Annotated in this window: 14 protein-coding genes; 7 read left to right on the top strand and 7 right to left on the bottom strand. The window is 72.0% G+C overall.

All coding sequences use genetic code 11. The features are described from left to right. Positions 1 to 18: 18 nt before the first annotated feature. Together OG627_RS31195 and rbsD are read left to right on the top strand one after the other, a co-directional pair. Positions 19 to 963, top strand: coding sequence for a ribokinase (locus tag OG627_RS31195; protein WP_329070829.1), 945 nt, complete (start codon positions 19 to 21; stop codon positions 961 to 963). After that, on the top strand, positions 960 to 1,346 hold the full coding sequence (gene rbsD, locus OG627_RS31190) for a D-ribose pyranase (protein ID WP_329070827.1): 387 nt from the start codon (positions 960 to 962) through the stop codon (positions 1,344 to 1,346). Before OG627_RS31195 ends, rbsD begins: the two co-directional genes overlap by 4 nt. 104 nt (positions 1,347 to 1,450) lie before the next feature. Here the strand turns inward: rbsD and OG627_RS31185 are convergent, their stop codons facing one another. Next, positions 1,451 to 3,670, bottom strand: coding sequence for an NADP-dependent isocitrate dehydrogenase (locus OG627_RS31185; RefSeq protein ID WP_329070825.1), 2,220 nt, complete (start codon positions 3,668 to 3,670; stop codon positions 1,451 to 1,453). Positions 3,671 to 3,790: 120 nt separating this feature from the next. Continuing rightward, complete coding sequence (locus tag OG627_RS31180; RefSeq protein WP_329070823.1) at positions 3,791 to 4,276, bottom strand: VOC family protein; 486 nt, start codon at positions 4,274 to 4,276, stop codon at positions 3,791 to 3,793. A gap of 319 nt (positions 4,277 to 4,595) precedes the next feature. Between OG627_RS31180 and OG627_RS31175 the strand changes: the two genes are divergently transcribed. Next, positions 4,596 to 6,017, top strand: coding sequence for an amino acid permease (locus OG627_RS31175; RefSeq protein WP_443073570.1), 1,422 nt, complete (start codon positions 4,596 to 4,598; stop codon positions 6,015 to 6,017). A gap of 93 nt (positions 6,018 to 6,110) precedes the next feature. Here the strand turns inward: OG627_RS31175 and OG627_RS31170 are convergent, their stop codons facing one another. The 3 genes from OG627_RS31170 to OG627_RS31160 form a co-directional block, all read right to left on the bottom strand. Next, positions 6,111 to 6,947 (bottom strand): enoyl-CoA hydratase-related protein, encoded by an 837-nt coding sequence (locus tag OG627_RS31170; protein ID WP_329070821.1) that lies wholly within the window; start codon positions 6,945 to 6,947, stop codon positions 6,111 to 6,113. A gap of 54 nt (positions 6,948 to 7,001) precedes the next feature. Further along, on the bottom strand, positions 7,002 to 8,267 hold the full coding sequence (locus OG627_RS31165) for a hypothetical protein (RefSeq protein WP_329073107.1): 1,266 nt from the start codon (positions 8,265 to 8,267) through the stop codon (positions 7,002 to 7,004). A 110-nt stretch (positions 8,268 to 8,377) separates the two neighbouring features. Next, on the bottom strand, positions 8,378 to 9,988 hold the full coding sequence (locus OG627_RS31160; RefSeq protein ID WP_329070819.1) for an amino acid adenylation domain-containing protein: 1,611 nt from the start codon (positions 9,986 to 9,988) through the stop codon (positions 8,378 to 8,380). 547 nt (positions 9,989 to 10,535) lie between these two features. On the opposite strand from OG627_RS31160, the gene OG627_RS31155 reads away from it, so the two are divergent. From OG627_RS31155 to OG627_RS31145, 3 genes are all read left to right on the top strand, one after another. Continuing rightward, positions 10,536 to 12,731 (top strand): FUSC family protein, encoded by a 2,196-nt coding sequence (locus tag OG627_RS31155; protein ID WP_443073661.1) that lies wholly within the window; start codon positions 10,536 to 10,538, stop codon positions 12,729 to 12,731. A 408-nt stretch (positions 12,732 to 13,139) separates the two neighbouring features. Then, complete coding sequence (locus OG627_RS31150; protein ID WP_329070816.1) at positions 13,140 to 15,146, top strand: CocE/NonD family hydrolase; 2,007 nt, start codon at positions 13,140 to 13,142, stop codon at positions 15,144 to 15,146. Positions 15,147 to 15,224: 78 nt separating this feature from the next. Then, positions 15,225 to 16,343: an NAD(P)-binding domain-containing protein gene (locus OG627_RS31145; protein ID WP_329070815.1), complete on the top strand. Its 1,119-nt coding sequence runs from the start codon at positions 15,225 to 15,227 to the stop codon at positions 16,341 to 16,343. Between the two features lie 26 nt (positions 16,344 to 16,369). On the opposite strand, the gene mltG is transcribed toward OG627_RS31145, so the two are convergent. Next, a complete protein-coding gene (mltG, locus tag OG627_RS31140) occupies positions 16,370 to 17,215 on the bottom strand; it encodes an endolytic transglycosylase MltG (RefSeq protein ID WP_329070813.1) in 846 nt (281 codons plus the stop codon). 379 nt (positions 17,216 to 17,594) lie between these two features. Further along, on the bottom strand, positions 17,595 to 19,529 hold the full coding sequence (locus OG627_RS31135) for an ABC transporter ATP-binding protein (protein WP_329070811.1): 1,935 nt from the start codon (positions 19,527 to 19,529) through the stop codon (positions 17,595 to 17,597). A 143-nt stretch (positions 19,530 to 19,672) separates the two neighbouring features. On the opposite strand from OG627_RS31135, the gene OG627_RS31130 reads away from it, so the two are divergent. Further along, positions 19,673 to 20,116, top strand: coding sequence for a MarR family winged helix-turn-helix transcriptional regulator (locus OG627_RS31130; RefSeq protein ID WP_329070809.1), 444 nt, complete (start codon positions 19,673 to 19,675; stop codon positions 20,114 to 20,116). Positions 20,117 to 20,132: the final 16 nt, after the last annotated feature.

Raw genomic sequence — 20,132 nt, 5'->3', positions numbered from 1 at the left:
GAGGAAAGAGGGACAGTGATGTACGACTACGACCTGCTGGTCGTAGGGTCGGCAAACGCCGACCTGGTGATCGGCGTCGAGCGGCGGCCGGGCCCCGGGGAGACCGTGCTCGGCTCCGATCTCTCCGTCCACCCGGGCGGCAAGGGCGGGAACCAGGCGGTGGCCGCCGCGCGGCTCGGGGCCAGGACGGCGCTGCTGGCCCGGGTCGGTGACGACGCGCACGGGCGGCTGCTGCTCGACGCGCAGCGCGCGGCGGGCGTCGACACCGCGGGGGTGCTGTGCGGCGGGGCTCCCACCGGGGTCGCGCTGATCACCGTGGACCCCTCCGGTGACAACAGCATCGTGGTGTCCCCGGGCGCCAACGCGCTGCTGTCGCCGCGGGACGTGCGTGACGCGGCGGATCTGCTGCGGGGCGCGCGGGTGGTCTCGGCGCAGTTGGAGATCCCGTTGGAGACGGTCGCCGAGGTGGTGCGGAGCACGGCCCCCGGCACGCGCTTCGTGCTGAACCCCTCTCCCCCGGTCGAGTTGCCCGCCGAGATCCTCGCGGCCTGCGACCCGCTGATCCTCAACGAGCACGAGGCACGGGTGGTGCTCGCCGGGCAGACGGGCGACGGGCAGACGGGCGACGACCCCCGGGAGTGGGCGCGGGCGCTGCTGGCGCTGGGGCCCCGGTCGGTGGTGATCACCCTGGGCGCGCGGGGCGCGCTGGTGGCGGACGCAGTGACGACGGAGCTGGTGGCGGCCGTACCGGTGCGGGCGGTGGATACGACGGGGGCGGGCGACGCGTTCACGGCGGCGCTGGCCTGGCGGCTCAGTACCGGCGCGGAGCTGAGCGCCGCCGCCCGGTACGCGGCGCGGGTGGGGGCCGCCGCCGTCACCGAGGAGGGCGCGCAGGCGTCGTTCCCGACAGCTACGGAGGTGGCGGCGCTGGGCGGCGCCACGGAGGGAGAAGCGGCCGAATGAAGAAGTCCGGAGTTCTGAACCGTCATCTGGCGGGCGCGCTGGCCGAGTTGGGCCATGGCGACGAAGTGCTGGTCTGCGACGCGGGGATGCCGGTACCGGCGGGCCCGCGCGTGGTGGATCTGGCGTTCGTGGCCGGGGTGCCGTCCTTCGCCCAGGTGCTGGAGGGGCTGCTCGCCGAGCTGGTCGTGGAGGGCGCGACGGGGGCCACGGAGGTGCGGGAGGCGAACCCGGAGGCGGCGCGGCTGCTGGACGCTCTGCCGGAGCTGCGGCTGGTGGACCATACGGAGCTGAAGAGGCTGTCGGCGGGCGCGCGGCTGGTCGTACGCACCGGTGAGGCGCGGCCGTACGCGAATGTGCTGCTGCGGTGCGGCGTGTTCTTCTGACGGTCCGGCGGGGAGAAGCCGGAAGGGGGCGGCCGCCCGGGTTCTGCCCCGGGCGGCCGCCCCCTTCGGTCGTTCAGCCGTTCAGCGGCCGCGCGTCTCCCGGATCAGCCGAGGATCGCGAGCGCCTGCGTGAAGGCGGCCGAGGGACGCATGACGGCCGCGGCCTTGGCGGGGTCGGGCTGGTAGTAGCCGCCGATCTCGACGGGCGAGCCCTGCACCGCGGCCAGCTCGGCGACGATGGTCTCCTCCTGCTCGGTCAGCGTCTTGGCGAGGGCGCCGAACGCCTCCGCGAGCCGCACGTCGTCCGTCTGCTTCGCCAGCTCCTGGGCCCAGTACAGCGCCAGGTAGAAGTGGCTGCCGCGGTTGTCGATGCCACCGATCTTGCGGCTGGGCGACTTGTCCTCGTTGAGGAAGGAGCCGGTCGCGCGGTCGAGGGTGTCGGCGAGGACCTGGGCGCGCGGGTTGTCCGTCGTCTGCGCGAGGTGCTCGAAGCTGACCGCCAGCGCGAGGAACTCGCCCAGGCTGTCCCAGCGCAGGTAGTTCTCCTTGACGAGCTGCTGGACGTGCTTGGGCGCGGAGCCGCCGGCGCCGGTCTCGAAGAGGCCGCCGCCGTTCATCAGCGGGACGACCGAGAGCATCTTCGCGCTCGTGCCCAGCTCCAGGATCGGGAACAGGTCGGTCAGGTAGTCGCGCAGCACGTTGCCGGTGACGGAGATGGTGTCCTCGCCCCGGCGGATGCGCTCCAGGGAGAACGCGGTCGCCTCGACCGGCGTCATGATCTCGATCCGGAGCCCGTCGGTGTCGTGCTCCGGCAGGTACGCCTTGACCTTCTCGATCAGGTTGGCGTCGTGCGCGCGGCCCTCGTCCAGCCAGAACACGGCCGGGTCGCCGGTCGCGCGGGCGCGGGTGACGGCGAGCTTGACCCAGTCCTGGATCGGCAGGTCCTTGGTCTGGCACATGCGGAAGATGTCGCCGGTGCTCACCGGCTGCTCCAGCACGCTCTCGCCGGCCTCGTTCACGACGCGGACCGTGCCCGCCGCCGCGATCTCGAAGGTCTTGTCGTGGCTGCCGTACTCCTCGGCCTTCTGCGCCATCAGGCCGACGTTGGGCACGGAGCCCATCGTGGCCGGGTCGAAGGCGCCGTGGGCTCGGCAGTCGTCGATGACGACCTGGTAGACCCCGGCGTAGCTGCTGTCCGGGAGGACGGCGAGGGTGTCGGCCTCGCCGCCGTCCGGGCCCCACATGTGGCCGGAGGTGCGGATCATGGCCGGCATGGAGGCGTCGACGATGACATCGCTCGGTACGTGCAGGTTGGTGATGCCGCGGTCGGAGTCGACCATCGCCAGCGCGGGGCCCTCGGCCAGCTCGGCGGTGAAGGACGCCGCGATCTCGCCGCCCTCGGGCAGCGACTCCAGGCCCTTGAGGATGCCGCCCAGACCGTCGTTCGGGGTCAGGCCGGCCGCGGCGAGCGTCGCGCCGTGCGCGGCGAACGTCTTCGGGAAGAAGGCCCGTACGACGTGGCCGAAGATGATCGGGTCGGAGACCTTCATCATCGTGGCCTTGAGGTGTACGGAGAACAGCACGCCCTCGGCCTTGGCACGGGCGATCTGGGCCGCGACGAACTCGCGCAGCGCCGCCACCCGCAGCACGGACGCGTCCACGACCTCGCCCGCCAGGACCGGCACGGACTCGCGCAGGACGGTGGTGGAGCCGTCCTCGCCCGCCAGCTCGATACGGAGCGAACCGGCCTCGGCGACGACCACGGACTTCTCGGTGGAGCGGAAGTCGTCGGCGCCCATGGTCGCCACGTTCGTCTTCGAGTCGGCCGTCCAGGCACCCATGCGGTGCGGGTGCGCCTTGGCGTAGTTCTTCACCGAGGCGGGGGCGCGGCGGTCGGAGTTGCCCTCGCGCAGCACCGGGTTGACGGCGCTGCCCTTGACCTTGTCGTACCGCGCGCGGACGTCGCGGTCCTGGTCGGTCCTGGGGTCGTCCGGGTAGTCGGGAAGCGCGTATCCCTGCTCCTGGAGCTCGGCGACGGCCGCCTTCAGCTGCGGGATGGACGCCGAGATGTTCGGCAGCTTGATGATGTTGGCACCGGGGGTCTTGGCCAGCTCGCCCAGCTCAGCGAGCGCGTCGTCGATGCGCTGGCCCTCCTCCAGGTACTCGGGGAAGGAGGCGATGATCCGCCCCGCCAGGGAGATGTCCCGGCTCTCCACGGCGACCCCGGCCGTCGAGGCGTAGGCCTCGACCACCGGCAGGAACGAATACGTCGCCAGGGCCGGGGCCTCGTCGGTGTGCGTATAGATGATGGTCGAGTCAGTCACCGGGTGCTCCGCTCCACGTCTGCAACAATTCTCGACATCAAGATATCTCGTGACCGCACCCCGTTCCACAGTGGCCTCCCGCCCGTCGGGCCGAGGGCCCCGCGCCCCCGGCCCGTCCGGTCAGGGAGTCCGGCCGGCGGCGGCCCTGAGCGCGGCGATGTCGATCTTCTTCATGCCGAGCATGGCCTTCATGGCCCGCTGGGAGCCTTCCTGGTCCGCCTGGTCCGGGCTGCTCATCAGCTCGTCCATGCCTTCGGGGACCACCTGCCACGACAGGCCGTACCGGTCCTTCAGCCAGCCGCAGGGGCCCTCCTCGCCACCGGCGGAGAGTGTGTTCCAGTAGTAGTCGATCTCCTCCTGGTCCGCGCAGGCGATCAGGAACGAGACCGCCTCGTCGAAGGTGAACTGCGGCCCGCCGTTGATCGCGATGTACTCCTGGCCGTCGAGCACGAATTCGACGGTGAGCACGGTGCCGGCGGCCCGGGGACCGGCCTCGCCGTAGTACGTGATGTTCCGGATCCGCGAGTTCGGAAAGACCGAGACGTAGAACTCGGCGGCTTCCTCGCCCTGTGTGTCGAACCAGAGATTGGGAGTGATCTTCGGCATCGTGCTCTCCTGCCCTTCCGTGGTGCGCGGCCCCTGCGGGGCGCGCGGCGGCCCGGCCGGCCGCCGGTGCTCCCTGTACTGACCGTCGCACCGGCACGAACTCATCGCACCCGGGCCACCCGGGCACCGCGGACCACCACGGGCCCCCGGTGCCGGGCGGGCCGCCCGTGGCACGGGGGACCCGCCGCACCCGTTTTGCCCCCGGGTGCGCCGCCCGGGGAGACTGAGGGGTCCCGTCCGGCCGGGCGTCCACCGCCGTCCGGACCTGGCACGCGCCGACCGGCCTCTCCCCCGACCACCGAAAGCAGCCTGACCGCACATGCACGACCAGCTCCCCCCGCCGCCGCCCCGCACCTCGGTCACCGAGCCGGGAGACCGGACGGAGAGACCGCGTGAGCCGCTCGCCGGCGGGCTGAAGCAGCGCCATCTGACCATGCTCGGCCTCGGCGGGGTGATCGGCGCCGGGCTCTTCGTCGGGTCCGGTGCCGGGATCGCGCTGGCCGGGCCGGGCATCGTCGTCTCGTATCTGATCGCGGGCGCGCTCGCGATGTGCGTGATGCGGATGCTGGGCGAGATGTCGGCCGCGATGCCGGCCTCCGGGTCGTTCTCCGTGCACGCCGAGCGGGCGCTCGGCCGGTGGGCCGGGTTCAGCGTGGGCTGGCTCTACTGGTTCCTGCTGGTCGTCGTGCTGGCGGTGGAGGCGACGGGCGCCGCTGGCATCGCGCACGGCTGGGCGCCGTCCGTACCGCAGTGGGCCTGGGTGCTGATCTTCATGCTGGTCTTCACGGGCGCCAACCTCACCGCCGTGAAGAACTTCGGCGAGTTCGAGTTCTGCTTCGCCGCCCTCAAGGTCTTCGCGATCGTCGCCTTCCTGGTGCTCGGGCTGCTGGCGGTCTTCGGACTGCTGCCGGACACCAGCCCGGTCGGACTCACCAACATCACGGGACAGGGCGGCTTCCTGCCGGGCGGCTGGCAGGGCGTGATCTCGGGGGTCCTCGCCGTGATCTTCGCCTTCGGCGGCCTCGAAGTCGTCACGATCGCGGCGGCCGAGTCCGACGACCCGGTGCGTTCGGTGTCCAGGGCGGTGCGCAGCGCGATGTTCCGGATCCTCTTCTTCTACCTCGGTTCGATGGTGATCATCGTGACGGTGCTGCCCTGGACTGCGCAGCGGGCGGGGCTCAGCCCGTATGTCACCGTCCTCGACTCGATCGGCGTGCCGTCCGCCGGGCAGATCATGAACATCGTGGTGTTCGTGGCCCTGCTGTCGGCGCTCAACGCCAATCTGTACGGCTCGTCCCGGATGGTCTTCTCGCTGGCCGAACGGGGTGAGGCGCCCGGGGCCCTGACGAAGGTGGGGCGCGGGGGTGTGCCGCGACGTGCGGTGCTGGCGTCGGTGGTGTTCGGGTTCTTCTCGGTCCTCCTCAATCTCAAGTGGCCCGACTCGGTCTTCCTGTACATGCTCAACGCGGTCGGCGCGGTGCTGCTGTTCGTCTGGGCGCTGATCGCCGTGTCACAGCTGCGCCTGCGGCGGCGCGTCGAGGCGGAGGCACCGGAGCGGCTGGTGCTGCGGATGTGGCTCTTCCCGTGGCTGACCTGGGCGGCGCTGGCCGCGATGGCGGTCGTGTTCGGGCTCATGCTGACCGACGACACGGCGCGCCCGCAGCTCCTGTGGTCGCTGGGCGCGACGGCGCTGGTGCTGGCGGTGGCCGGGGTACGGGAGCTGCGGACGCGGCGCGGCTGATCCCGCGCGTCCGGTCCGGACCGCACCTCAGGCCCGGACCGCACCGCCAGGCCCGGACCGGGCCTTCGTCCCTTCGTCACTTCGGGCCGCGCGTCACCTGTTGAAGCGCGGGGTCCGTTTCTCCAGGAAGGCGTTCATCCCCTCGCTCCGGTCCTCGGTGGCGAACAGGCCGTGGAACACCCGGCGTTCGAAGAGGATTCCGTCGCGCAGCCCGGTCTCCAGCGCCCGCTCGACCGTCTCCCGGGCGGCGGTCACGGCGTGCCGGCCGTACGAGGCGATGGTCGCCGCGGCCTCCAGCGCCTCGTCCATCAGCCGCTCGTCGGGCACCACCCGGGAGACCAGCCCGGCTCGTTCGGCCTCCCGCGCGTCCATGGTGCGGCCGGTCAGGACGAGGTCCATCGCCTTGGCCTTGCCGACCAGCCGGGTCAGCCGCTGGGTGCCGCCGATGCCGGGAATCACACCGAGCTTGATCTCCGGCTGGCCGAACACGGCGGACGCGCCCGCGATGACGAGATCGCACATCATCGCCAGCTCACAGCCGCCTCCGAGGGCGTAGCCGCCGACCGCCGCGATCTTCGGGGTGCGCAGCCCGGCGAAGATCTCCCAGTCGGCGAAGTAGTCCTCCGCGACCATCTGCGCGGCGCTCCTGCCCGCCATCTCGGAGATGTCGGCGCCCGCGGCGAAGCAGCGGTCCGAACCGGTGACGACGAAGCAGCCGACGTCCGGATCGTCGTCCAACGGCACGAGCGTGGCGAGGAGTTCGGCCAGCAGTTCGCTGTTGAGCGCGTTGCGCACCTCGGGCCGGTGCAGCCGCACCGTGACGACGCGGCCGGTGCGTTCGGTCTTCAGATGCACAGGCCCGCGCGTTCCGTCCTGCCGGTGTGTCTCGCGTGTCTGGTATGCCTCGCGTGCCTCGTGGTGCTGATCCATCGATGCCTCCACTCGCTTCGTCGTGCCGGACACGGGAGGGGCCGGGGCCCTCGTTCAGGAGTCCCAGATGGCGCCGTACGCGGGGATCCCGCGCCGCTCCAGCCCGTGGACGACTCCCCAGGTGAGCTTCTTGTTGGAGATGCAGATGACGGCCTCGGCGCCGAAGTCCCGGTACGCGGCGTAGGCGAGCCGCACCATGTCGGGCTTGCCGTGCAGCGAGGTGTCCCAGACGATCGCGTCGGGCTGGACCGCCAGGATCTCGTCCACCAGTCCGTCGCCGTAGGTGGTACGGGGGCTGCGGGTGGCCCACACCAGGCGCGACGGCACCTCGGCGGCCAGCAGATGCGGCAGGCACGGGCCGATGCCGCTGCCGGTGGCGACGTAGACGACCTTGCGGAACAGGGTCTCGATGTTGGCGACGCCCGCGGTGGTGATGCCCTTCACCCACACCTCGCGCGGCGCGTCGTCGATGAAGGAGCCCGTCCAGTCCCCGGCGCGCGAGACGGTCAGCCGGAAGCCCGGCTCGCCCGGGGAGGGGACGTTGGCGAAGGAGTGCCATTCGCGCAGCGGGCTGCGGCTGACGGCGGTGGAGGAGCCGGCGAAGGGCGTCACACCGTGGTCGAAGCGTACGAGCGCCACATGACCGGAGGGCCGCTCGATCCGCACCGGCACCTTGCGCAGCCGCAGCCACGGCAGTGCCACACTGAAGGTGACCAGGGCCAGCGCCCAGACGCCCGGCTCCCGTACCGGGGATCCCGAAGCGCCGAGCAGTGTCTGGGTCCAGAACAGCGCCAGGGCCGCCCAGCCCCCGAACCGGTGGATCTTCTCGAAGTGGTCGTGGAACCGCCCTCTGAAGGGCGGCAGGGCGGTGGCGACGATGCCGGTCAGCAGCGCCACCAGGGCGCAGCCGACGGCGACTTGGGCGGGCGGGGCGCCGCTCGCCACGAGTACGGCGGTGTGCGTCAGGAACCACAGCGACCCGGCGATCGCGCCGCCCACGTGCGCGCCGCCGAAGTGGTAGACCTTGCCCAGCGTCCAGCGGATCCGCAGCGGCCAGTGGGTGGGAACGGAGGTGGCGGCGGCGAAGAGGAAGTTGATGACGTACTGCTGCCGTACGAGGACCGCGAAGGTGAAGTTCGCGAGCGCCGCGTACGAGAGTGTGGAGGCGGCGATGCCGTGGTCGGCGGCGAGGACGGCGAAGACGGCGTTGGCCGCGAGGACCAGTGCCGCGAGCCGGTAGTAGTGCGACAGGCGCGGGTGTTTGAGGGCGCGTCGCGGCCAGGAGGCGGGAGGCGGCAGAGTGACGTCCCCGGTGTCGATGGGCGGGGCACTCGCACGGACCGGCGCCGGACCGTGCGCCGGGTCGTGACCCTGTGCTGTGCCGTGACCCTGTGCTGTGCCGTGCCCGGTGGCGGTGGAGCGTGCGGAGGTCACCTGCCACCGCCTCCTTCGGCCGCCAGCCGCAGCAGCGCCGCCCGGTCCACCTTGCCCCGCCCCGTCTCCGGCAGCGCGGCCAGCGGCAGGACCGTATCGGGCACGCAGTAGTACGGGAGCGCGTCGGCCACGGCCCGTTGTGCCGCCTCGGGGTCCACGTCCAGCGGGCAGACGAAGGAGACGAGCGTGTGCGGATCGCGCTGAAGTGTGATGGCGCGGGAGCAGCCGGGGACGGTCTCCAGCACGGCCGACACTGCTCCCGGCTCCACCCGGAAGCCGCGGACCTTGACCTGGTCGTCGGTTCTGCCGAGGTGTTCGAGTTCCCCGTCGGGGGTCCAGCGGCCCAGGTCGCGGGTGCGGAACATCATCCGGCCGCCGCCGAGGTACGGGTCGGGTGCGTAACGTTCGGCGGTGAGCCCGGGGTTCCCGAGGTAACCCGCCGACACGCAGTCCCCGCCCGCCCACATCTCGCCGGTCTCGCCGATGGCACAGGGGCGGCGGTCCTCGTCCAGCACGTAGACGGTGTTGTTCGGCGTCGGGCGGCCGATGGTGAGCGGGCCGGCCGCCGGCCGGTGGTGGTGCATGGTGTTGACGATGGTGGTCTCGGTGGGCCCGCACGCGTTGTAGAAGGTGCAGTGCCGCGCCCACAGATCGGCGAGGGGCCGGGGGCAGGTCTCACCGGCCACCGCCACCACCTTGACGCGGGCGCAGTGGGCCGGGTCGATGGTGCTCAGCACGGTGGGGGTGGCGATGATGACGTCGGCGCCGTGGGCGGTCTCGGCGATGTCCTTGCCCCGGATGACCAGGGTGGCGCCGTGGCTGAGCGAGCCGAGGATCTCCCAGGCGGCCATGTCGAAGGCGATGTTGAGCAGCTGGGCGACCCGCATGCCGGGCCGGATCCCCAGGTCGCCGGGGTGGGTGAGCAGGATGTTGCGGACATTGCGGTGGGTGACGGTGACACCGTTGGGCGCGCCGGTGGTGCCGGAGGTGAACAGGACGTAGCAGGCGGCGCCGGGACCGCCCTCGCGCGCGTCCGGTTCCGTACCGCTCGCGGTGACCGGACGGTCGGTGGTGTTCCCGGCCGTCTCGCCGAGCGCGTCTCCGGGTACCTCTTCGGGTACGTCTTCGGGTACGCCTTCGGGCGTGTCGATGACGACCCGTACGGGCTCGGCGCCCGGCCCGCGCCCCTGGGCCGGGACCCGGTCCGCGTACCGGTGCTGAGTGAGTACCACGCGGGTGCGCGCGGTCCTCATGACGTGGCGCAGCTGGGACCGGGGGGCGATCCCGATGTCCTGCGGCACGTAGGCCGCCCCCGCCTTCAGGGTGGCGAGGAGCCCGATCAGCATCGGTATGGAACGCCGGACGAACAGCCCGACATGGTCACCGGGCCGCACCCCGCGGCGCGCGAGGACCGCTGCGAGCCGCTCCGCCCGCCGGTCGAGTTCCCGGTAGGTGATCGTCGCCCCCTGGTGCTCGGCGGCGACGGCGTGGGGGGTGTGCGCGGCCCAGCGCTCGAAGGCGTGGTGGATACGGGAGTGGGGGACCTCGACGACGGGCCCGCGGCCGAATTCCCAGAACTGAGGTTGCACGTGCTGGACATGCCGCATCACAGGAAGACCTCCTGATTGGTCCGAACAGGGGGATACGGGTGCGCTGATGAGGCCGTGCGGCGCGTTCCGTGCGATTCACGCAGTACGGTGCGCTCCGGGCACGGGGTGCCGTGGAACACACGGTGCGGTGGAGGACACGGTGCCGTGGTGTGCGTGCGGTGCCATGCGGTGTGTTGAGTGACTCTAGGGCACCGGGTTCAACGGACAACTACCGGCGATCGGCCATGAATCGACCCCGTTTCGGCCCTTCCAAGATTCCGCCGGCGCCACGGCAACCCCCGCTCGCCAATCGGCAACCCGCAGGTATGGCGGGACTTCGCCCCACGGTCGACTCCGCCCGGAATCAGCGCTTTTCAGACCAGTAGACCAGGTATCGTCCGGCCACGCCCGGCCACGTCCGGAAAGCACCGCTCGTGCGATGCTGATGTGTCCTATGAGTCGGATGGAGTCAGGAGAGTTGAGCGGCGTGAAGGCAGCGAAACAGCGTGGCAGGACTCGCGCATGGGATCGCTTCGCGGCGTCCGACCCCGGCCTGCTGCGGCTGATGGCGGGATTGCGTACGGTCGCGGCGATCGCGCTGACCCTCGTCCTCCTTGCCCTGTTGGACACCGATGTCACCCACATGGTCGCGGGCGCCATGGCGGCGATGGTCTCCACCTTCGCGGTCAAGGAGAAGCAGGTGCGCGGGCAGGCGATCACGCTGGCACTCGGCCTGCCGGTCGCGCTGGTCGCGATGTCCCTGGCGGCGCTGCTGCACAGCCGGATCGTCGTGGGCGACGCGTTCTTCGTCGTCCTGATCTTCGGCGCCGTCTACAGCCGCCGCTTCGGCGAGCGCGGTACGGCGCTGGGCCTGATCGGCTTCCAGATCTACTTCGTCGCCCTGTTCGTGGGCGCCACCGTCGAGACACTGCCACCGCTGTATCTGACCCTGGCCATCGCCTTCGCGTGCAGCGCCGGCGCGCGGTTCGCCCTCGTACCGGAGACGCCCACGCGCATTCTGCGCCGGCTGCGCGACGCCTTCCGGGCCCGGCTCGCGCAGCTCGTGGCCACCCAGATCGAGCTGCTTGACGCCACGCCGGAGCAGCTGGACGGTGTCCTCGGCGAGCTGCGCCGGCGCACCGCCCGGCTGCACGAGACCGCGCTGATGATCCAGAGCCGGCTGGAGGACGGGACGAGCGACGCGGCCACGGCGTCACTGCTGCAACGCCGGGTCGCGGACGCCGAGATCGCCACGGAACGCCTGGGCGTCCTGCTGCTCAACGCCCGCAGCGCCGAGAGCGCGGACACCCTCACCCTGCATCTGCCGAACGCGCCCGTGCCCGCCACGGGGGATCTGATCTCGGCCCAGGTCGACACGACCGCGACCCTGCGCCGGGACCTCAACGCACTGCTTCTGCTGGTGTCCAGGCCGGCGTCCGGCGACCGGAACACGGGAGTGGCCCACGTACGCAACAGGCTGCTCGGCTACCGCGACGAGGACCGGCTGCCGCGCGGTTCCACCGCCGTCCAGGACGTCTTCCGCGGCCTCGGCGAGGGGGCCCGGTCCGTCGTGGCGCTGCGGCTCGCGCTGGAGGGGCCGCAGGACGAGTCCAACGACACACCGGCCACGACCCGTTCGCGCGAGGAGTTCGACGCCGAGGACATCGCGCTCGCCGCCGACGAGGAGCCGGTGGCGGACGACCGTACGGGGCTGCGCCGCCCCACCACCAGGGCCGCCTTCCAGGTCTCGGTCGGCTCGGTCCTGGCCATCATCGGCGGGGAACTGCTCTCCACGCACCGCTGGTACTGGGCGGTGCTGACCTGCTGGGTGGTGTTCCTCAACACCGCCTCCACCGGCGAGATCCTGGTCAAGGGCTACCGCCGGGTGCTCGGCACCGTCCTCGGCGTGCTCGCGGGTGTGGTGCTGGCGGGCGTGGTCGGCCACCACACCTGGATCGCCTTCGCCCTGGTCCTGGTCTTCATCTTCGCGATGTTCTTCACCGCTCCGCTGTCGTACGCGCTGATGTCCTTCTTCGTCACGGCGATGCTCGGGCTGCTCTACACCCTGCTCAACACCTACAGCCTCGACGTGCTGGTGCTGCGCATCGAGGAGACCGCGCTCGGCGCCGTCTGCGGCATCGTCGCGGCCGTACTCGTCCTGCCCGTACACACCGACCGCCGCACCGACGAACTGCTGGCGACCGTCCTGGACCGGCTCGGCGACGTCGTGTCGGCCTCGGTGGGGCAGCTCAGCGGCGGCCCCTCCTCCGACCTGCTCGGCAAGGCCCGGGACCTGGACACGGCGCTGGACGAGCTGCGCGCCTCCACGAAGCCGCTCACCCACCCCATCACCCCGCTGCGCGGCCGCCGTCGCACCGTCCGCTACCTCGTGGCGCTCCTGGAGACCTGCGCGTACCACGCCCGTTCGCTGGCCGCGACGGCCGAACTGGTCCCCCTCAGCAGAAGCGTCACGGCCGACCCCCGTCTCGACTCCGCCGGACGCCGCATCGCCCACAACATCGGTGTCCTCGCCGCGCACGTCAAGGACGAGAAGCCGGAGGGCGAAGTCGAGTCCGGCGCCAGCATCGCCTCGATGCTCAAGACCGACGCCCCGGCCGGCCTCCCCTCCGGAACGGTCACCTCCCGCGTGCTGCGCCATCTGCAACGCCTCGACGAGGGGGTGGCGGGACTCGCCCGCCCCCTCGACGCACCGGTCCACGACCCCACCGAACGCCCCGGGACCAGGACCGTACGAATCTGACAGGGCGTAGTGCGATCCGACGGGGCGTACTACAGGCGGCCCGACCCGCGCTCGCGCCACAGCGGCCGGCCCAGGCAGACGCCGGTGACCACACCGACCGGCAGCAGCGCCGGGTCCGAGATGCGCCGGGTGGCCCAGTCGCACCCCGCGACCGGGACCGCGCCGGTCCACGCGGCGGGCAGTACGAGCGAAGTCGCGCGGACAGCGCATCGAACTGGGCGAGATCGACACCGCGTTGGCCGCGCAGGACGAGGGGTGACCACGGCCAGGGCGCACACGAGCGGCGATGTCGGACATCACCCCACGGTCCGGGCGGTCTTCCCCTATTCTGAATGAACGTCACATCCGGTTCTCACCGACGCAATCCGCGCCATCAGTCCGCCCATTGCGCGACCTCTGGAGGTCACGGTGTCCATCCGGCTCCCCGCTCACACCCGCCGATCGGCCGCGAGACGGAGACCGGGCCGCCGTCCCCGTACCCGGATCGCCACCGTCCTCGCACTGGTGCTCGCCGTCGCCGCCGCCCTGCTCGGAGCGGCGCCGGCGCCCCCGTCCGGCCCCGAGCCGGCGCCGAGCAGCCCGGTGGCCTACGACGTCGCCGCGCGACTGGGCGTTCCCGTCACACTGGCCGACGGCACGGTGCTGCGCGGCGACGTGTACACACCGGCCGTGGCCGGGACCGCCACACCGGCGGCCGGGCCGTTTCCCGTGCTGCTCGTCCAGACTCCGTACGGCAGGGCCGCCAAGGCGGACGAGCTGGCCTATTTCGTCCGGCGCGGCTATGTGGCGGCCTCGGTCGATGTGCGCGGCACCGGATCGTCCACCGGGTCGTGGTCGCCGTTCGCGCCCGTCGAGGCGCGGGACGGCGCGGCCCTGGTCGACTGGGCGGCGGCCCTGCCGCACTCCGACGGCGAGGTCGGGCTGTACGGGGACTCCTACACCGGTATCAACCAGATCTCCACCGCGGCGGCCGTCGGCCCCGGCTCGCCGGTCAAGGCGATCTTCCCGGTGGTCGCGGGCAACGACCTCTACCGCGACCTGGTGACCATGGGCGGTCTCCCCAACGCCGAGTTCATGCCGCTGTGGCTGCTCTACACCGGGCTGGGGAATCTGACGAACCCCATCCTCTCCGCACTGATGTCCGGCTCCACCCAGAACCTGCTGGACACACTGTCGCTGGTGCTCCAGCACCTCGGCGGGGTGGCCTCGGCCAATCTGCCGATCCTCACCGGGCTGCTCACGGGTGGCGAGGAGGCGTACGACGGTGATTTCTGGCAGCGGCGCCGTCCTGCCGACCAGCTCGCGGGCGTGGTCGCCAACGGGGTCCCCGCCTTCCTCGTCGGCGGCTGGTACGACCTGTTCCAGCGGGGCGCGCTGATGAACTACGCGGGTCTGCAGAACGCGTGGGCGGGCCGGCCGGCCGGCGCCCCGATGACCTCGGACCAGCAGGTCACCGACCGCTACCAGCTGCTGATGGGGCCCTGGTACCACGATCCGCGCCAGGAGCCGGAGTTCGACCTCTCCGCGCTTCAACTGCGCTGGTACGACCACTGGCTGAAGGGCTTGGACACCGGCATCGCCGGTGCCCCTGACCCGAACCCGCTGCACGTGAAGGAGCTGGGTTCGGACCGCTGGCTCGACACCCGCTCCTACCCCTTCGCCGGCGCCGACCCGACCCGCCTCTACCTGGGCAAGGGACGCACCGGTACGGCCGCGGCCTCCGCCAACGACGGCCTGCTCACCCCGGCCCTGCCCGCCTCGGACAACAGCGAGTTCATCACCTGGACCTCGACGATCAGCTCGTGCACCCGCTCGACGGCGCAGTGGATCGGCGGCTTCGTCCAGGACCCCGCCTGCACCGAGAGCAACACGGCCCGGGAGAGCGGACCCAACTCCCTCGTCTACACCACGGCGCCCATGGACGAGGCGAGGACCATCGCGGGACCCATCGGCGCGACCCTGTACGCCCAGGCGAACACCAACGAGACCCAGTTCGTGGTGACGGTGACGGATGTCGCCCCCGACGGATCCTCGGTACCGCTGACCACGGGCGCCCTCGCCGGATCACACCGCACGGTCGACCCGGCCCGCAGCTGGTACGCGCCGGACGGCTCGTACCTGATGCCGTACCACCCCTCCACCCGGGAGAGCACGGCCGCGACGCCCGCGTTCCGGGTCGCCCGCTACGATCTGGAGATCTTCCCGACGTTCGCGGCCATCGCCGCCGGCCACCGCGTCCGCGTCGTGGTGACCACCGCCGACACCCCGCATCTGGCCCCGACACTCAGCCAGTCGCTGAATCTGCTCGCCGGGATCTACCAGGTCAAGGAAGGGCCGTCGGCGCCGTCCTCCGTCACCATCCCGCTCGCCCCGGCGAGCGCGTTCGCCACTCCGTGCACGGAGGTGTGCCCGTAGGGTCCGCGGGTCCGGGACCCCGCCGACGCCCACCGGCACGGCGGGAAGGATCCCGCACCCCCGGCGGTTAGTAGAAACGTGAACGACTTTGGGGTACGGGACATCGACGTGGTGGTCGTCGGCGCCGGGCAGGCGGGGCTGTCCGCCGCCCACCATCTGCGGCGCTCGGGGCTGGCGCCGGACCGCGACTTCGTCGTGCTCGACCACGCCCCGCGACCGGGCGGCGCCTGGCAGTTCCGCTGGCCGTCGCTGACGTACGGCAAGGTTCACGGGATGCACTCCCTCCCGGGCATGGAGCTGATCACGGCGGAGGGCGACGGCGACCGGCCGTCCGCCGAGGTGATCGGGGCGTACTTCACCGCGTACGAGGAGCGCTTCGGCCTGCGGGTGCACCGGCCGGTGGACGTCTCGGCGGTACGGGAGGGAGCCGGGGGCCGGCTGCGGGTGGAGACGTCCGGGGGGACCTGGTCGGCACGGGCCCTGATCAACGCCACGGGCACCTGGGACCGGCCGTTCCGGCCGCGCTATCCGGGCCAGGAGACCTTCCGGGGGCGCCAGTTGCACACGGCGGACTACCGGGGGCCCGCGGAGTTCGCCGGGCTGCGCGTGGTCGTGGTCGGTGGCGGCGCCTCCGGCACCCAGCACCTGATGGAGATCGCCCAGGTGGCGGCCGGCACCACCTGGGTGACGCGCCGGCCGCCCGTCTACCGCGAGGGGCCGTTCGACGAGGAGCTGGGCCGGGCGGCCGTCGCCCTGGTCGACGAGCGGGTGCGCCGGGGGCTGCCGCCGCAGAGCGTGGTGTCCGTGACCGGACTGCCGGTCACCGAGGCCGTCGCGCGGGCGCGCGAGGAGGGCGTGCTCGACCGGCTGCCGATGTTCGACCGGATCACTCCGGACGGCGTCGCCTGGGACGACGGCCGGACGGTGGCCGCCGATGTGATCCTCTGGGCGACCGGGTTCCGCGCGGCCATCGGCCATCTGGCGCCGCTGGGGCTGCGGGAGCACGGCGGCGGCATCCGGGTCGAGGGGACGCGTGCCGTACGGGACGACCGTGTCCACCTCGTCGGATACGGGCCCTCGGCCTCCACGATCGGCGCGAACCGGGCGGGGCGGGCGGCGGTCCGGGAGATCAGAGGGCTGCTGGCCCGCGCGGAGACGGCGGCCCCGGAGACCGCGGCGGCAGCGGCCACGGCCTGACGGAATCGAACCGCTCCCCTACGGGATCACCCCGCCGTCGCCCCGGCACGGTTGCGGTTGAACTCCTCGACGTTCCGGCGCTGTTCCGCGTACCGGTGGGTGAAGCGGGTGTCCCCGGGCTTCACGGTGACGAAGTACAGCCAGTCCCCGGGCGGCGGGGCGGCCGCCGCGCGCATCGCCTCCTCCCCCGGATTGCCGATCGGCGTGGGCGGCAGGCCCTTGTGCCCGTACGTGTTGAACGGGCTGTCGGTCTTCGTGTCCCGGTGGCTGGTGTCCAGGGTGGAGCGGTCCAGCGCGTAGTTGATCGTCGAGTCCATCTGGAGCGGCATGCCCAGGGCGAGCCGGTTGTGGACGACCCTGGCGACCTTGCCCATGTCGGCCGGCGTATCGGCCTCGGCCTGCACGATGCTGGCGATGGTGACCGTACGGTAGGTCGCCGCGTCGGCTCTGTCCCGGGCCGAGCGGGACCCGGCGGCCCCGCCACCGGAACCGGAACCGGAACCGAACCGCTCGTGCGCCGTGGCGACCATGTAGCGCAGCAGACCGGCCGGGGTCGTGGACGCCTCGACGGGATAGGTGGCCGGGAACAGATAGCCCTCCGGGTTGCCCCGGGCGGCCTTCGGCAGCGGGAGTTCCGCCGAGAGCGCCGCTTTGGCCGCGGTACCCCCGGGCAGCCGCAGGGCCTCGTCCACGGCGGCGTAGACCTGGCCGGCGCGGCGGCCCTCCGGGACGACCAGTGCCGGGCGTTTCGCCCCGTCGCCGTCCCCGCCGGTCAGCGTGAGCACGGGCACCAGCACCGCGACCGCCACGGTGAGCACCGCGCTCGCGGTCAGGGCGATCCGGCCACGACGGGTCAGACGGGGTCTGCTCATGCGCGCACGCTAACCCGGCGTGATCACCGATCCGGGCAGCTGCGGCGCGGCGACACGGAGGGCACACGGACGGCACGCCACCCGGAGCAGGAACGTACGAACGTGGGATCGGGTGTTCGTCAGAACGTGTGATCGTACGGGAATTCATTGCGTCACCGCGCTCCGTGGCGAGATGCTTACGGAGCGCGATCGACGGGCTGCAGACCCCGGTCGCACTGTCCTCACACATGCACCACGCACAAGGAGAACGTCCCGATGAACGTCATCACCAACCTGCTCGCCGGCATCGTCCACTTCGTGGGTTGGCTCGTCTGACACACCGTCGCCCCAACGCGGTGCCGTCACTCCCCGTCCCACGGGAGTGGCGGCACTGCCGCGTTCACAGCGCGGCCGGCGCCAGCTCCTCGGCGGGAGCGGCGGGAGCCTCGGGGTCCTCGGGACCGGCGGTGGGCGCGGCGGCGTCGCGGGCCGCCCGGCTGTCCCTGCGGACCAGGGCGGCGTAGCGGCCGTCCTGCCGGAGCAGTTCGTCGTGGGTGCCCCGCTCCGCGATGACGCCCGCGTCGAGGACCACGATCTGGTCGGCGTCCCTGATGGTCGAGAGCCGGTGGGCGATGGTGATCGTGGTGCGCCCTTCGGAGAGCGCGTCGATGGCCTGCTGCACGGCGTGTTCGGTGCGGGTGTCCAGCGCGCTGGTCGCCTCGTCGAGGATCAGTACGGGCGGGTCGCGCAGGATGGTGCGGGCGATCGCGAGGCGCTGCTTCTCGCCGCCGGAGAAGCGGTAGCCGCGCTCGCCGACCAGTGTGTCGTAGCCGTCGGGGAGCGAGGCGATGTGGTCGTGGATCTGGGCGGCCCTGGCGGCCGTCTCCAGCTCCGCGTCGGTGGCGTCCGGCTTGGCGAAGCGCAGGTTCTCCGCGACCGAGGCGTGGAAGAGGTAGGTCTCCTGGGAGACGACGCCGACCGCGCGGGCCAGCGAGTCGAAGTCCAGGTCGCGCACGTCCACGCCGTCGAGGAGGACCCGGCCGCCCGTCACGTCGTAGAGCCGGGGTACGAGATAGCTGAGCGTCGACTTGCCGGAGCCGGTGGGGCCGACGACGGCCAGTCCGGCGCCCGCGGGGACCGTCAGATCGATGCCCTTGAGCGTCCGCGCGGCGGCCTCGCCGTTCCCGGACTTCCGGTCCTCCTGCTTCTCGTCGCGCTTCTCCTCGTAACTGAAGTCGACTGCGTCGAAGCGCACTTCGCCGCGGATCCGGTCGAGCTTCACCGGCCGCTCGGGCTCGGTGATGTCGACGGGCAGATCGAGGTATTCGAAGATGCGCTGGAAGAGGGCGAGCGAGGTCTGCATGTCCACTCCGGTGGAGAGCAGACTCACGGCGGGCCGGAAGAGGCCCTGCTGGAGCGAGACGAAGGCGACCAGTGTGCCGATGGAGACGGCTGTGCTTCCGCTGCCCAGCGCGATGCCCGCGGCCCAGTAGATGACGGCGGGCATGGCGGCCATGACGATGCCGATGGTCGACATGCGCCAGCGGCCCGCCATGCTGGAGCGGACCTCCAGATCGACCAGCCGCTCGGACTCGTCGGCGAAGGACCTGGTGAGGGAGTCGGAGCGGCCCATCGTGCGGCCGAGGAGGATGCCGCTCACCGAGAGCGACTCGGTGACGGTGGCGGCCATCGTGGCCATCTGCCGCTGGCGGTCCGTGGTGATCCGCTTGCGCTCGCGGCCGACCCGGCGGCTGATCCAGACGAAGACCGGCAGCAGGATCATCGAGACGACGGTGAGCCGCCAGTCCAGCGCGAGCATCGCGACGACCGAGGCGATCACGGCCGTGAGGTTGGAGACCAGGGAGGTCGCGGTCGAGGTCACGGTCGCCTGCATACCGCCGATGTCGTTGGCGATACGGGACTGCACCTCGCCGGTCCTCGTCCGGGTGAAGAAGGCGAGCGGCATGCTCTGGAGGCGGCCGTAGACGCCGGTGCGCAGATCGTGCATGACGCGCTGGCCGACCGTCGTGGAGATCAGCGTCTGCAGCACGCCGAAGACGCTGTTGACGACCGCCGTGAGGATCATGCCGAGCGCGAGCAGGCTGAGCAGTCCGGTACGGCCCTGTGGGATCGCGGTGTCGAGGATCTCGCGGAGCATGAACGGCGAGGCGACCGTCACCAGCGAGGAGGCGCCGACGAGCAGCCCGACGAGGGCGAGCCGGCCGCGGTAGGGGCGGAAGAGGCCGAAGATGCGCCGCAGCTGGGCGGGCGGCTCCGGCTGCCCCGGCGCGACGCGGCGGGGCAGGGGTGTCCACGTGGGTGATTCGGGCTTCATGGGCTCCTTCGGGAAACGTGCGGGGCCGGCCACGGAGCGGGGCCCGTCGTGCGGACGGGGCCGGCCGGGCGGGCCGAACGTAGCAGAGCTTAGCTCATTGTTACCTATGTTCACAATGAGCGTGGTCCTGATATTATTCCGGCATGAGCACCCCCGACGCCGACGGCATGCTGGCCGAGCAGCTCCTGCGGCTGACCCGCCGGCTCCAGCGCATCCAGAAGCACCAGCTGGAGCCGATCGGCATCACCCCGGCCCAGGCGAGGCTGTTGCGCGCCCTCGCGTGGTACGAGACGCCGCCCCGGATGGCCGATCTGGCCCGGCGGCTCGAAGTCGTACCGCGCGCCGTGACGACCCTGGTCGACGGCCTGGAGGCCAGCGGCTGGGCGAAACGCGTCCCCGACCCCACCAACCGCAGGGTGGTGCGCGTCGAGGTGACCGACACCGGGCGGGCCACCCTGCGGGCGCTGCGCGGCGCCCGCAGGTCCGCCGCCGAGGACGTCCTCGCCCCGCTGACCCCGGAGCAGCGCGAGGTGCTCGGCGGACTGCTCGCGACCCTGGTGGCCGGCGGCCCCGAGCACCACTGCTGACGACGGGCGGCGCGAA

Origin of the sequence: Streptomyces sp. NBC_01429 (assembly GCF_036231945.1) — a bacterium.
In the GTDB taxonomy this organism is placed as follows: Bacteria; Actinomycetota; Actinomycetes; order Streptomycetales; family Streptomycetaceae; genus Streptomyces.
This window is presented reverse-complemented; position numbering and strand designations above follow the sequence as displayed.